This window comes from Xanthomonas sp. LF02-5 (assembly GCF_034105325.1).
Taxonomy (GTDB): Bacteria; Pseudomonadota; Gammaproteobacteria; order Xanthomonadales; family Xanthomonadaceae; genus Xanthomonas_A; species Xanthomonas_A sontii.
On the sequence record NZ_JAXGGF010000003.1, the window covers coordinates 408,613 to 423,332 of the forward strand.

Annotated in this window: 10 protein-coding genes; 7 read left to right on the top strand and 3 right to left on the bottom strand. The window is 67.6% G+C overall.

The genetic code is table 11. The features are described 5' to 3' along the window. Nucleotides 1–96: 96 nt before the first annotated feature. From trxA to SLW52_RS10820, 3 genes are all read left to right on the top strand, one after another. Nucleotides 97–438, top strand: a complete 342-nt coding sequence (gene trxA, locus SLW52_RS10810; protein WP_017908556.1) for a thioredoxin TrxA — start codon at nt 97–99, stop codon at nt 436–438. 242 nt (nt 439–680) lie between these two features. Then, nucleotides 681–2,483 (top strand): transcription termination factor Rho, encoded by a 1,803-nt coding sequence (gene rho, locus SLW52_RS10815; protein ID WP_284468279.1) that lies wholly within the window; start codon nt 681–683, stop codon nt 2,481–2,483. A 127-nt stretch (nt 2,484–2,610) separates the two neighbouring features. Continuing rightward, nucleotides 2,611–3,411 carry a hypothetical protein gene (locus SLW52_RS10820; protein ID WP_320740171.1) on the top strand — a complete coding sequence of 267 codons (801 nt, stop codon included), beginning with the start codon at nt 2,611–2,613 and terminating at the stop codon, nt 3,409–3,411. Between the two features lie 62 nt (nt 3,412–3,473). Here SLW52_RS10820 and SLW52_RS10825 read toward each other — a convergent pair whose 3' ends face one another. From SLW52_RS10825 to SLW52_RS10835, 3 genes are all read right to left on the bottom strand, one after another. Continuing rightward, nucleotides 3,474–4,367 (bottom strand): energy transducer TonB, encoded by an 894-nt coding sequence (locus SLW52_RS10825; RefSeq protein WP_320740170.1) that lies wholly within the window; start codon nt 4,365–4,367, stop codon nt 3,474–3,476. Nucleotides 4,368–4,428: 61 nt separating this feature from the next. Next, a complete protein-coding gene (gene aceK / locus SLW52_RS10830) occupies nt 4,429–6,168 on the bottom strand; it encodes a bifunctional isocitrate dehydrogenase kinase/phosphatase (protein WP_017907371.1) in 1,740 nt (579 codons plus the stop codon). A gap of 259 nt (nt 6,169–6,427) precedes the next feature. Continuing rightward, on the bottom strand, nt 6,428–8,659 hold the full coding sequence (locus SLW52_RS10835) for an NADP-dependent isocitrate dehydrogenase (RefSeq protein ID WP_320740169.1): 2,232 nt from the start codon (nt 8,657–8,659) through the stop codon (nt 6,428–6,430). A gap of 301 nt (nt 8,660–8,960) precedes the next feature. Between SLW52_RS10835 and SLW52_RS10840 the strand changes: the two genes are divergently transcribed. The 4 genes from SLW52_RS10840 to cas7c all read left to right on the top strand — a co-directional run bounded on the left by SLW52_RS10840 (nt 8,961) and on the right by cas7c (nt 14,716). Next, nucleotides 8,961–11,252, top strand: a complete 2,292-nt coding sequence (locus SLW52_RS10840; protein ID WP_320740168.1) for a CRISPR-associated endonuclease Cas3'' — start codon at nt 8,961–8,963, stop codon at nt 11,250–11,252. 88 nt (nt 11,253–11,340) lie between these two features. After that, complete coding sequence (gene cas5c, locus SLW52_RS10845) at nt 11,341–12,015, top strand: type I-C CRISPR-associated protein Cas5c (RefSeq protein WP_267084964.1); 675 nt, start codon at nt 11,341–11,343, stop codon at nt 12,013–12,015. Further along, entirely contained in the window at nt 12,012–13,853 is a 1,842-nt protein-coding gene (gene cas8c, locus SLW52_RS10850; protein WP_320740167.1) for a type I-C CRISPR-associated protein Cas8c/Csd1, read from the top strand. Before cas5c ends, cas8c begins: the two co-directional genes overlap by 4 nt. Beyond that, nucleotides 13,850–14,716: a type I-C CRISPR-associated protein Cas7/Csd2 gene (gene cas7c / locus SLW52_RS10855; RefSeq protein ID WP_320740166.1), complete on the top strand. Its 867-nt coding sequence runs from the start codon at nt 13,850–13,852 to the stop codon at nt 14,714–14,716. The genes cas8c and cas7c overlap by 4 nt, the downstream gene beginning before the upstream one ends. Nucleotides 14,717–14,720: the final 4 nt, after the last annotated feature.

The window sequence follows — 14,720 nt, forward strand, 5'->3', positions numbered from 1 at the left end:
GGGAATCCCTTGAGATCGCCGCGCAATGCCCCAGTTTACCGCAATGCGGCGGCCACCCGGTCCGGCCAGTCGCATTGGCCCAGGAGAACCCCCAAAGTGAGCGACAAGGTCCTTTACGTCGGCGACGCCGATTTCGATGCCACGGTGCTGCAGTCCGACGAGCCGGTCCTGGTGGACTTCTGGGCCGAGTGGTGCGGCCCGTGCAAGATGATCGCACCGGTGCTGGACGACCTCGCCGACGCCTACGACGGCCGCCTCAAGGTCGCCAAGGTCAACGTGGACGAGAACCGCGCCACCGCGATCAAGTACCACGTCCGCTCGATCCCGATGCTGCTGCTGTTCAAGAACGGCCAGATCCAGGCCACTCAGATCGGCGCGGTCGGCAAGGGCCAGCTGACCCAGATGATCGACAAGACCCTGGGCGGCAGCGCCGCCTGACGCCCGCTGCCGGCGACCGCTCCGCAACCGGGGCGGCGCCGCGGCAGCCCGGCCGGCGCAGCATCGCCGGCGGCTGAATCGCCCACGAACGCCTGCTTGCCGTGCCTGCGTGGCGGTGATAGTGTCGATACATCCGGTGGCATTCGCACACCGCACCCCCTCTGGAAGATTCTCTCCCAGACCTCCTCCCAACCCCGTATGCCCCCACGCTGGGCGCTCGCACTCTTAGCGAGGAACACCACTTGTCCGATCACACCATGTCCGAACCCGGGAGCGCCGACGCCCCCGCCGAGAAGCGCGTGCGCAAGCCGCGCGTCAGCAAGGCCGCGAGCGGCGCGGAAGGCGCCGCCGAGCACGGCGCGCCGGCACAGCCGACCCTGCCGCTGAATCCCGCGCCCGCGCCTGCGCCCGTCCAGACCGAGGCGCCGCGCGCCGCGGCCCCGGAGTCGGCCCCGGCCCCGGCCGCGAGCGGCGGCCAGAGCCACGGCGGCGGCGACGCGCCGGCCCATCAGGGCGGCGGCGGCCAGGCGTCCGAAGGCGGCGAGCCGCGCGAAGGCCGTGAGCCGCGCGACGGCGGCAACAACAACCGCTTCAACAATCAGAACCAGAACAACCAGAACAACCAGCAGGGCAACCGCCGCGACCGCTTCCGCAATCGCCGCGACCGCGACCGCAACCAGCGCGGCGGCGACCGCTTCCAGGACAACGGCCTGCCCAGCGACAACGGCGGCAACGAGCCGTTCGTGCCGCGCCCGCACGCCAGCGTGCCGGAAGGCTTCCCGATCTATTCGCTGAGCGATCTGAAGAAGATGCCGGCGCAGAAGCTGCTGGACATTGCCGAGCAGCTCAACATCCAGGACGGCGTGGCCCGCGCGCGCAAGCAGGACGTGATCTTCGCCCTGCTGAAGGTGCTGACCCGCCACGGCGAAGGCGTCGCCGCCGACGGCGTGCTGGAAATCCTGCCGGACGGCTTCGGCTTCCTGCGCGCGGCCGAGGCCAGCTACCTGGCCGGCCCGGACGACACCTATATCTCGCCCAGCCAGATCCGCCGCTTCAACCTGCGCACCGGCGACCACCTGTCCGGCCGCATCCGCTTCCCGAAGGACGGCGAGCGCTACTTCGCGCTGTCGATCGTCGACACCATCAACGGCGAACCGCTGGAAGCGAGCAAGAACAAGGTCCTGTTCGAGAACCTGACCGCGCTGTTCCCGCGCAAGCGCTTCACCCTGGAGCGCGGCAACGGTTCCTCGGAAGACATCTCCGGCCGCATCCTCGACCTGATGGCGCCGCAGGGCAAGGGTCAGCGCGCGCTGATCGTGTCCCCGCCGAAGGCCGGCAAGACCATGCTGATGCAGCAGGTGGCCACGGCGATCACCACCAACCACCCGGACGTGCACCTGATCGTGCTGCTGATCGACGAGCGCCCGGAAGAAGTGACCGAAATGCAGCGCACCGTGCGCGGCGAGGTCATCTCCTCGACCTTCGACGAGCCGGCCGCGCGCCACGTGCAGGTCGCCGAAATGGTGATCGAGCGCGCCAAGCGCCTGGTCGAACACAAGAAGGACGTGGTGATCCTGCTCGACTCGATCACCCGCCTGGCCCGCGCGTACAACAACGTGGTGCCGTCCTCCGGCAAGGTGCTCAGCGGCGGCGTCGACGCCAACGCCCTGCACCGCCCGAAGCGCTTCTTCGGCGCGGCGCGCAACGTCGAGGAAGGCGGCTCGCTGACCATCATCGCCACCGCGCTGGTCGAGACCGGCAGCAAGATGGACGAGGTGATCTACGAAGAGTTCAAGGGCACCGGCAACAGCGAAGTGCACCTGAACCGCCGTATCGCCGAGAAGCGCGTGTACCCGGCCATCGACATCAACCGCTCCGGCACCCGCCGCGAGGACCTGCTGATCGAGCCGGAACTGCTGCAGAAGATCTGGATCCTGCGCAAGCTGCTGCATCCGATGGACGAGATCGCGGCGATGGAATTCCTGCTGGACAAGATGAAGAACACCAAGTCCAACGACGAGTTCTTCGGTTCGATGAAGCGCTGAGTCCAGGCGCCGATTCGACCGCAACGCCCCGCTTCGGCGGGGCGTTCGCGTTTGTGGCGGCGGCACTGTGTTGCCAGTGTCTTGCTGGCATCGGGTCCGACGGTCTTTCGACGTGGGCGCGGGTGAGATGGGCGGCATTCGCCCCGCCGCGTCCGCCACCATGCCCGTCAACGCCAACACCGCCGTCAGCAAGGTCGCCCCGGTCACCCTCGGTTTCTGGGTGATGAAGATCTGCGCCACCACCCTGGGTGAGACCGGCGGCGACCTGCTGTCGATGACCCTGGACATCGGCTATGCGCTGAGCAGCGTGCTGCTGCTCGGGGTCTTCCTGGTCTCGCTGTGGGCGCAACTGCACGCTCGCAACTTCCAGCCATGGCGCTACTGGTGGGTGATCCTGACCACCAGCACCGCCGGCACCACGCTGTCGGACTACATGGACCGCAGCCTGGGCCTGGGCTACGCGCAGGGCGCGCTGCTGCTGGTGAGCCTGCTGGTCGCGGTGCTGGCGACCTGGTGGCTGTGCGAACGCAGCCTGTCGGTCGAGCGGATCGGCAGCGGCCGCGCCGAGATCTTCTACTGGCTGGCGATCCTGGTCTCCAACACCCTGGGCACCGCGCTGGGCGACTACCTCGCCGACAGTTCGGGGCTGGGCTTCGCCGGCGGCGCGCTGCTGATCGCGGCGCTGCTGGCGGCGATCGCCCTGGCCTATGCGTTCACCGGGGTCTCGCGCACGGCGCTGTTCTGGGCGGCGTTCGTGCTGACCCGCCCGTTCGGCGCGACTCTCGGCGACCTGCTGAGCAAGCCTGCCGGCAAAGGCGGGCTGGACCTGGGTACGGTCGGTGCGTCGCTGCTGCTGGCCGCGCTGTTGCTGGCGGTGCTGGTCGTCTCGACCCGACGCCGCGACGACGACCGCCGCGCGGCGCGCTAACGTCGGCGGGTGGTCTACGCGGGGCAGCCCGGCCTGTAAGACCGGGCGAACACCGGCGCCGATCAACCGCCCTGCAGCGGCGTCAATAGGCGCGGGCCGGCGCCGTCGGCCATGTACACACCGCCAGCCGGCAACAGGTCCGGCGAGAAGCCGGCAGCATCCTCCTCGGCACTCCACGGCGCGCGCTGGCGCGGGCCAGGCACGTAGCTCATCCAGCGGCCATAAGCCGACGGCGCACCCTGGCGGGGCTGGTCGAGCAGCGCGTAATCGACTGGCACGCGCACGTTCCAGTACGGCGCATCCACGTGCTTGCCTTCGCTCGGCGGGCGGAAAGTCCACTTGCGCGCCGCGCCGAGCGCGCTCTTGCCCAGCACGTCGCGCAGTTGCTGCATCTGCCGCTCGGACGCCACCACGCGCAGGTTGACCTGCTCTACTGCGGCGTCGGCGACGCGACCATCGCGGCCCACTTTGAGCACCAGGTACGCCGAGCCCGCGGCACCGACGCTGTAGGCGGCTTCCGGATAGGCCGGCGGCTTCATCTGAATCGCGGTCACCACGCTGTGATCGCTCGGATCGTAGCGGGTAAAGTCGGCACTGCGGATCTCGATCTGATAGTCGTCGCCTTGCAGGCGTTTAGCGACCAGGCGCAGGGTCATCGGCGCGCGCGCCGGCACCGGCTTGCCATCGCGCATGCCCGGCTCGAACTTCCACTGCATCACGCTGTTGCGGACGAAGCCGACCACGCCCTCGGGCAGACGCTCCTGCTGGTCCAGCGCCAGCGCCGACACCGCGCCGCTGGGTTCGATGTCGATGGTGCCGCTCACCAGCATGCTGCTCTCGATCTGCTTGCGCACCGCGCCCGGGCCGACTCCGTCGGCGGCAACGGCAGTCGATGCCAGCAGCAGCGACAGCACGGCGCTCCAGCGCCACCACGAACGGAGGGATCGACGGTGCATCGCGCATTCCTTTGCCTGAGATGAGGCGCCGATTACAACGCACTGGCGGCCCGCCGGCAACTCAGGCCAGGCGCAGCGCGTCCGGGTAAGGCGGCGCGTCCGGATAATCGTCCTCGCGCAGCCGCGCCTGCAGGTCGCGCCACCACTGCGGATCGAACAGTTCGCCGTGCGCATGCCGCACCGCCTCCAGCGAAGCCGCGGGCAGACCCATGAACATCGCGAAGCGCTCCGGGAACACGTCGCGCGGGGCGACGTGGAACCATGGTTCGGCGGACATCGCCTCTTCCTCGTTGCGCGGCTGCGGCCAGTCGCGGAAGTTGCAATCGGTGACCAGGCACAGTTCGTCGTAGTCGTAGAACACCGCGCGTCCCTGCCGCGACACGCCGAAGTTCTTCAGCAGCATGTCGCCGGGGAAGATGTTGTTGCGGGCCATGTCCTTGATCGCCTGCGCGTAGTCCAGCGCCGCCTCGCGCGCGGCCTCGGCGCCCTGCTCGCGCAGGTACAGGTTCAACGGGCGCAGGCGCCGCTGCACGTAGCACAGCTCGACGATCAGGTCGTCGCCGTCCTCGCGCAAGCTGCGCGCGCAGCCCTCCATCAACTCTTTCAGCAGCGCCGGCGCGAAACGCGTGCGCGGGAAGCGCAGCGAGCGGTACGGCTGCGCGTCGAGCAGGCGGCCGACGCGATCGAGGTTGAACACCAGCGCGTACTTCTCCTCGACCTCTTCGCGGCTCATCGTCTTCGGATAGGCGAAACGGTCGCGGATCAGCTTGAACACCAGCGGGTAGCTGGGCAGGGTGAACACCGCCATGACCATGCCCGGCGTGCCCTCGGCATGCACCAGCTGTTCGTTGGGATGCGCCTGGAAGTGGCGGAAGAAGGTGCGGAAGCGCTCGGTCTTGCCCTGCTTGGCGCGGCCGAGCATGGTGTACAGCTCGTCGATCGGCTTGTGCGGCAGCAGACTGCGCAGGAACACCACCGCATCGCCGACGGTGGCCAGGTCGGCCTGGAAATAGCTGCGCGAGATGCCAAACAGCTGCGCCACGTCGTTGCGCTTGGTCAGTACCGCTTCGGCGCGCAGGCCTTGTTCGTCGTTGACCAGGGCGATCACGCAGGGCGAGAAGCGGTGTTCGCCGAACACACGGCCGATCAGGTAAGCCCGGCGCTCGCGATAGAACACCGTCTCCAGCAGTTCGATGCCGCGCACCGGGTTCTCGCCCCAGTGGGCGAGGTCGTCCTGCAGCCGCACCGCGATGGCCGCCGCGCAGCGCGTGCGGTGCGCGTACGGCACGTCGAACCGGTAGTCGCCGAGCACACGCACGAACGCGTCCACCGGCCGCGCCTCGGACACCACGTAGTTGTGCCGCGCCACCGGGTGGGTGATGGCGTCGGTGGGCTCGATGTCCAGTGCCACGAACTCGATCTGCGCGTCCACGCCCTGGGTGCGGAAGAAGCGCCGGGTCAGGGTGTTGTAGAAGGTCTTGTACAGCTCCTGGTCGATCAGCGCGGCGATCAGTTCGGCGTAGTGGTCGCGCGCACGGATCCACAGCGCGCGATCGTGCGCCTGGCCGAGCAGTACCGCGCGCAGGCGCAGCATGCACTCGGCGATGCACTGGTCGTACAGGGCGATGCGTTCGATCGCATCTTCGCGCGCGGCGCTCCAGTCGCGCGCCTCGAAGCGCTGGCGCGCACGCGAGGAGATTTGTGCGAAGCGCGCGTGGTAGTCCTCGAACGCCTCGAAAACGATGCGGCCGATGACCAGGGCACGGCGTTCGGACGGCAGCGGCAGCGGCGTGGAGGACATGGCCGCAGTGTACCCAGGTGGCGGCGTCGCGCGGGTGTCGGGCACCCTGCCGCGCTCCGTCTCGTGCGCACATCCAGCGACCTGCTTCGCCAGGATCGAGCCGGACGCAGGTCGGCCGTAGAAGCGGCTTCAGCCGCGACCGGCCGTACCGGGAATGCCCTGTCGCGGCTGAAGCTGCTCCTACCGGACGCTTCCTGCGCCGGAAACGCAAAGGGCCGCCCCGAGGGGCGGCCCTTTGCGTCACATCCAGTTCGGGCGATCAGGCGTTCAACGTCGCCAGGGCGTCGTTGAGGGTCTTGCTCGGCCGCATCGCCTTGCCGATCAGCTCCAGGTTCGGACGGTAATAGCCCTGGATGTCGACCGGCTGGCCCTGCACGCCGTTGAGCTCGGCGACGATGGTCGCTTCCTGCTCGGTCAGCTGCTTGGCCAGCGGCGCGAAGCGCGCCTTCAGCGCGGCGTCCTCGTCCTGCGCGGCCAGCGCCTGCGCCCAGTACATGGCGAGGTAGAAGTGGCTACCGCGGTTGTCCAGCCCGCCGACCTTGCGCGAAGGCGACTTGTCGTTGTCCAGGAACTGGCCGTTGGCCTGGTCCAGGGTGCGCGCCAGCACGCCGATGGCGGCATCGTGGTGGCGCTGGCCCAGGTGCTCCAGCGACGCGGCCAGGGCCAGGAACTCGCCCAGCGAATCCCAGCGCAGGTAGTTCTCTTCGACGAACTGCTGCACGTGCTTGGGCGCCGAACCGCCGGCACCGGTCTCGAACAGGCCGCCGCCGGCCATCAGCGGCACGATCGACAGCATCTTGGCGCTGGTGCCCAGCTCCATGATCGGGAACAGGTCGGTGAGGTAATCGCGCAGCACGTTGCCGGTGACCGAGATGGTGTCCTCGCCCTTGCGGATGCGCTGCAGCGAGAACGCGGTGGCTTCCACCGGCGGCAGGATGCGGATGTCCAGGCCGTTGAGGTCGTGATCCTGCAGGTAGCGCTCCACCTTCTGGATCATCAGCGCATCGTGGGCGCGCTGCGGATCCAGCCAGAACACCGCCGGGGTGGCGCTCAGGCGCGCGCGCTCGACCGCCAGCTTGACCCAGTCCTGGATCGGCGCGTCCTTGGTCTGGCACATGCGCCAGATGTCGCCGGCTTCCACCGCATGCTCCAGCAGCACCGTGCCGCCGGCATCGGTGACGCGCACGGTGCCGTCGACCGGGATCTGGAAGGTCTTGTCGTGCGAACCGTATTCCTCGGCCTTCTGCGCCATCAGGCCGACGTTGGGCACGCTGCCCATGGTCGCCGGGTCGAACGCGCCATGCAGCTTGCAATCCTCGATCACCGCCTGGTACACGCCGGCGTAGCAGCGGTCCGGGATCACCGCCTTGGTGTCCTGCAGCTTGCCCTCGGCGTTCCACATCTTGCCGGAGTCGCGGATCATCGCCGGCATCGACGCATCGACGATCACGTCGCTGGGCACGTGCAGGTTGGTGATGCCCTTGTCGGAGTTGACCATCGCCAGCGCCGGGCGCTGCGCGTACAGCGCCTGCAGGTCGGCCTCGATCGGCGCACGCTGCGCCTCCGGCAGGCTGGCGATGCGCGCGTACAGGTCGCCGATGCCGTTGTTGGCGTCGAAGCCCACCTGCTTGAGCGTGGCGGCGTGCTTGTCCAGCACGTCGCGGTAGAACGCCTCGACGACCACGCCGAACATGATCGGGTCGGAGACCTTCATCATCGTCGCCTTCAGGTGCAGCGAGAACAGCACGCCCTGCTGCTTGGCATCGGCGATCTGCGCCTGCACGAAGGCGGCCAGCGCACGCTTGCTCATCACCGCCGCGTCGATCAGCTCGCCGGCCTGCACCGCGGTCTTTTCCTTCAGCACGGTCACCGCGCCGTCCTTGCCGACCAGCTCAATCTTGATGCTGCCAGCCTGTTCGATCAGCGCCGAACGCTCGCTGCCGTAGAAATCGCCGGCGTCCATGTGCGCCACGTGCGACTTGGACTCGGCGCTCCACGCGCCCATGCGGTGCGGGTGCTTGCGCGCGTAGTTCTTCACCGAGGCCGGCGCGCGGCGATCAGAATTGCCCTCGCGCAGCACCGGATTGACCGCACTGCCCTTGACCTTGTCGTAGCGCGCCTTTGCTTCTTTCTCTTTCTCGTCCTTCGGCTCGTCCACGTAGTCCGGCAGCGCATAACCCTGCTGCTGCAGTTCCTTGATCGCGGCCTTGAGCTGCGGCACCGAGGCGCTGATGTTGGGCAGCTTGATGATGTTGGCTTCCGGCGTGGTCGCCAGCTGGCCCAGCTCGGCCAGGTCGTCGGCGATGCGCTGGTCCTCGCGCAGGTATTCGGGGAACTGCGAAATCAGGCGGCCGGCCAGCGAGATGTCGCGGGTCTCCACGGCGATGCCGGCAGTGCCGGCGAACGCGGCGACGATCGGCAGCAGCGACTGCGTCGCCAGGTACGGGGCTTCATCGGTGAGCGTGTACAGGATCTTGGGCGTATTCGACATGACGCGACGGATGACCTCTGGCAGGGGGAAATAGGCAGCACCGACAGTACGGCGGCGTATGTTTTCTTGTAGTTTCGCGATGCCGCCAACCGCCGGACATCGGCCGTCCATTGTCGCGTGTCTGCCGGCTGCGGGCAAAGCGCGGGGTCTTGCGGCCCACCAGTGCGATTCATGCGCCTTCCCGAGGCAGCACCGGCTATCCGGCGATTTTGTCTCCACCGCCTCGGCGCGAGCGGCGTATGCTCGGCACGGCACCGGCCACGCCGATGCGTTTCCATAGGACATGGAACAGGGGGACAACATGGATTTCTACGCGCACTCGACCGAGCGCCGGGATCGTCACGACTGGCAAAGGCTGGCCGAGCATTTGAATGGTGTCGGCGAGCGCGCCGCAGGCTACGCCGCCGCATTCGGCGGGCAGACGATGGCGCGCGTCGCCGGGCAACTGCACGATCTTGGCAAGTACACCGAAAAATTCCAGGCGCGCCTGAATGGCGACCCGTCCAGGGTGGACCATGCGACCTGGGGCGCGCGGAAGGCCCGCGAGCTGTACGGCAATGGCGGCACGCTGCTGGCCTACGGCATCGCCGGACATCATGCGGGGCTGGCAGATGGACAGCGCGACGATCTGACATCCCGCTCCTCGCTGCGCGAACGGCTTTCGGACGAGTACCAAGCGCACGCGTTGCCGCCGTTACTGCAAGACTGGAAGCGCGAGATCGTGCTGCCCGCCAAGCTGGAATTCCCGACAGAATTCAGCGGCCACCCTCGCACAGAGCGCCGGGCGTTCCAGATGACGGTCCTCGCGCGCATGCTGTTCTCCTGCCTGGTCGATGCCGATTTCGTCGATACCGACGACTTCTACCGGCGTGTGGAAGGACGCAAGACACGCGCCGAGGAGACCGGCACGCGACCGACGCTGATGCAGTTGCGGGAACGGCTGGACCGTCATCTGGCCGGCTTTCCCACCGAAGGCGGCATCAACCCGATCCGCACCAGGATCCTGCGCGAGGCGCGGGCCAGGGCGCACGCGCGTCCCGGCCTGTTCTCGCTCACCGTGCCGACCGGCGGCGGCAAGACCCTGGCTTCGCTGGCGTTCGCACTGGATCACGCCATCGCGCACGGCTTGCGCCGGGTGATCTACGTGATTCCGTTCACCAGCATCGTCGATCAGACCGCCGCGGTGTTTCGCAACGCACTCGACGTCCACAACCGCGACGACGTGGTGCTGGAACATCACAGCGCGTTCTTCGACGATCCGTCCAAGGAACTGCAATCGATAGACAAGCGCAAGCTGGCGATGGAGAACTGGGATGCGCCGATCGTGGTCACCACCTCCGTGCAGTTCTTCGAGAGCCTGTTCGCCGACCGCCCCACGCGCTGCCGCAAGCTGCACAACATCGCCGGCAGCGTGGTGATCCTGGACGAAGCGCAGACGCTTCCGCAGAAACTGCTGCGTCCGTGTGTCGCGCTGCTGGACGAGTTGGCACGCAACTACCGGGTCAGCCCGGTGCTGTGCACCGCCACCCAGCCCGCGCTGCGCCAGGACCAGGGCTTCCCCGACGGGCTGGAACACGTCGAGGAACTGGTGGCGGACCCGGAGACGCTGTATGCGCAGTTGCGCCGCGTGCGAGTGCGACATGTCGGCACGCTGGAAGACGACGCGCTGGGCGAACAGTTGCGGCAACGCGCGCAGGTCCTGTGCATCGTCAACAATCGTCGCCATGCCCGCGCTCTGTTCGACGCCATCGCCGAACAGCCCGGCGCACGCCACCTGACCACGCTGATGCACGCGCGGCATCGCAGTGTGGCATTGGCGCAGATACGCGATGACCTGAAAGCGGGCAGGCCGTGCCGGCTGGTCGCGACCAGCCTGATCGAAGCAGGCGTGGACGTCGACTTTCCGACCGTTCTGCGCGCGGAAGCCGGCCTGGATTCGGTGGCGCAAGCGGCAGGACGTTGCAACCGCGAAGGCAGGCATCCGACCGATGCCAGCGAGGTACTGGTGTTCGCCCCTGTGCAGTGGCAGCCGCCGCAGGAACTGAAGGTGTTCACCGAGGTCTTCCGCGAGGTCGAGCGCGCCCATCGCGACGACCTGCTGGCGATGGATGCGCTCCATGCCTACTTCAAGGCGCTGTATCGGCGCCTGGGCGACGAACTGTTGGACAACACGGCGATCCTTACCCAACTGCGCACCGCCGGCCTCGACGACCTGCCCTTCGACACGCTGGCGCAGAAATTCAAAGTGATCCAGACCAACATGCGCCCGCTGATCGTGCCGTATGCGCCGTACACGGCCGACAAGAGCGCCGCGGAACGCGAAGTGGCCGACGTCAACGAGGTGCTGCGGCAACTGGAACACGCCGAGCGGATCGGCGTAGCCGGCGCCGCCCGCCGCCTGCAACCGTGGCTGGTGCAGGTGCCCGAGCAGGCCTACAAGGCGCTCTGGCAGGCCTCGGCAATCGCTCCCATTGCACCCGATCGCTACGGCGAGCAGTTCATGCGCCTGTGCAATCCGCGCCTGTACGACGCGCGGTTCGGGTTGCATTGGGAGGACCCGCAGTTCCTGGACCCGGAGAGCCTGTGTCTTTGATGGATCGAAGCATTGAACGCACCTCAACTTCTGAAAATGAGCATGCCGCAACCGTGGAAACACCGCATGTAGGCGAAGGGAGACAAGGATGAGTTACGGAATCAAGCTCCATGTCTGGGGCGAGCGGGCGTTGTTCACGCGCCCGGAAATGAAGGTCGAGCGGGTGTCCTACGACATCATCACACCCTCGGCCGCACGCGGGATTCTCGAAGCGATCCACTGGAAACCGGCGATCCGCTGGGTCATCGATGGCATCCAGGTGCTCAAGCCGATCCGCTTCGAGTCGATCCGCCGCAACGAGGTCGGCGGCAAGTTGTCCGCCGCCAGCGTCGGCAAGGCGATCAACGCAGGACGCACCGATGGCCTGGTCAACTACGTGGAGGAGGACCGCCAGCAACGTGCGGCTACGCTGCTGCGCGACGTTGGCTATGTGATCGCTGCGCATTTCGAGTTGACCGACAAGGCCGGCCCGGACGACAACGTCGGCAAGCATCTGGACATCTTCAACCGCCGCGCGCGACGCGGGCAGTGCTTCCAGGCGCCCTGCCTGGGTACCCGCGAGTTCCCCGCCAGCTTCGCCCTGCTCGGCGACGACGACCCACCGCCGGCCAGCGACCCGGGCTTGTCCGGGGAACGCGACCTGGGCTGGATGCTGCACGACATCGACTTCGCCAACGGCATGACCCCGCGCTTCTTCCGCGCGCGGATGCTCGACGGACTGGTCGCCGTCCCGCCGCCCCACGACAGCGGGGTGTGCGCATGATCCTGTCCGCCCTCGCCGACTACTACCAGCGCCTGCTCAACGACCCTGCCTCGGGGATCGCCGCACCCGGCTACAGCCAGCAGAACATCGGCTACACCGTGGTGCTGGCCGCCGACGGCATCGTCGTTTCGGTCGAGGACGAACACCGCGTCGAGGGCAAGAAACGTCTCGCCAAGGCCATGCTCGTCCCGCAGCCGGAAAAGCGCACCGCGGGAATCAAGTCCAACTTCCTGTGGGACAAGACCAGCTACGTGCTCGGCGTGAGCGCCACCAGCAAGCGCAGCGAACAGGAGCGTGCCGCGTTCAAGGCATTGCACCAGCAGGCGCTGGCCGGCACCGACGATCCTGGCCTGCAGGCGCTGCTGGCGTTTCTGGCGGCCTGGACGCCGGCGCAGTACGCCGACCACGCGGCTTTCGCTCCGCACGGCGAGGCGCTGCTGGACGCCAACCTGGTGTTCCGGCTAGAGGGCGATGTCGGCCATCTGCATGAACGTGCCGCCGCGCGTGCGGCCTGGGACCGGCAGCAAGGCCAAGGTACCGAAGGCGAACAGGGCCTCTGCCTGGTCAGCGGCAAGCGGGCGCCACTGGCCCGGCTGCATCCGGCCATCAAGGGCGTGAACGGCGCACAGAGTTCCGGCGCGTCCCTCGTCTCGTTCAATCTCGATGCCTTCACCTCCTACGGCAAGCGCCAGGGCGAGAACGCACCGATCTCCGAACAGGCCGCCTCTGCCTACACCACGGCGCTCAACCATCTGCTGCGCCGCGACGCGCACAATCGCCAGCGCGTGCAGATCGGCGATACCACCGTGGTGTTCTGGGCGCAGGCCGGCACCCCCACACAAGCGAAGAACGCCGAGGACGTCTTCGCCGAGTTCATGCGCGGCAGCGATGCCGACGATCCCGCCATCGCCGACGGTCGCGCCACCCGGCGCCTCGAACTGATCCTGAAGCAAGTGCGGCAGGCGCGGCCGCTGCGCGACCTGGACGAGACCCTGGACGACGAGGCGCACATCTTCGTGCTCGGACTGGCGCCGAACGCCTCGCGCCTGTCGATCCGCTTCTGGGAAACGCAAACGCTGGCGGGGTTCGCCAAGCGCTTGGCCGACCACTACGACGACCTCACGCTCGTGCCACCGGCCTGGAAGCGCGCGCCCACGCCGTCCTACCTTGCCCTGCAGACCGCCCCGGTCTACGGCGAACACGGCAAGCCCAAGGCCGAGGACGTCTCGCCGTTGCTGGCGGGCGAACTTAGCCGGGCGATCCTCACCGGCGGTCGCTATCCGCAGGGCCTGCTCGGCGGCGTGGTGATGCGCTTCCGTGCCGACGGGCAACTGACCCCTTTGCGCATCGCACTGTGCCGGGCGGTGCTGGCACGCGCGGCGCGCTTGAACACGCAACAAGGACTGTCCACCGACCACAAGGAACCACCCATGAGTCTCGACACCGGCAATACCGACCCCGGCTACCTGCTGGGACGGCTGTTCGCATCGCTGGAAAACCTGCAACGTGCCGCGCTGGGCGACCGCATCAACGCCACCATCCGCGACCGCTACTACGGCGCCGCCTCGGCCACCCCGGCGAGCATCTTCCCGGTGCTGTTGCGCAGCGCGCAGAACCACTTCGGCAAGCTGCGCAAGGACAAGGCCGGCCTAGCGGTGAACCTGGAAAAGGAGGTCCGCCTGATCGTCGATGCTCTGCCGCCCAGCTTCCCCCGCAGCCTGCCGATCCAGGAACAAGGCCGCTTCGCGATCGGCTACTACCACCAGACCCAGGCGCGCTTCGCCCGCAACGACGGCCAGGACGCCCCCGACACCGCTTCCGAAGGAGAGACCGCATGAGCGCCATCGCCAACCGCTACGAGTTCGTCTACCTGTTCGACGTCACCAACGGCAATCCCAACGGCGACCCCGATGCCGGCAACCTGCCGCGCCTGGATCCGGAAACCAACCGCGGCCTGGTCACCGACGTGGCCCTCAAGCGCAAGATCCGCAACTACGTGGCGCTTGAGCAGGAAGGTCAGCCCGGCCATGCGATCTACATGCAGGAGAAGTCGGTGCTGAACAATCAGCACAAGCAAGCCTACGCGGCACTGAAGATCGAACCGGAAGCCAAGAAGCTGCCCAAGGATGAAGCCAAGGCGCGCGAACTGACGGCCTGGATGTGCAAGAACTTCTTCGACGTGCGCACCTTCGGCGCGGTGATGACCACCGAAGTCAATTCCGGGCAGGTCCGCGGCCCAGTGCAACTGGCCTTCGCCAGCTCGGTGGAACCGGTGCTGCCGCTGGAAGTGTCGATCACCCGCGTGGCGGTGACCAACGAGAAGGACCTGGAAAAGGAACGCACCATGGGCCGCAAGCACATCCTGCCCTATGGTCTGTACCGCGCACACGGCTTCATCTCCGCCAAGCTGGCAGAGCGCACCGGCTTCTCCGAGGACGACCTGCAACTGCTGTGGCGGGCCCTGACCAACCTGTTCGAGCACGACCGCTCCGCCGCGCGCGGCGAGATGTCGGCGCGCAAGCTGATCGTGTTCAAGCACGACCACCCGATGGGCAACGCGCCGGCGCACGTGCTGTTCGACAAGGTGAAGGTCGAACGCGTCGCCGACAGCGACGCCGGCCCGGCACGCAGTTTCGCCGACTACCGGGTCACGATCGACCGCGACCTGCCGGCCGGCGTCAGCGTGACGGATCTGTTCTGAGGCA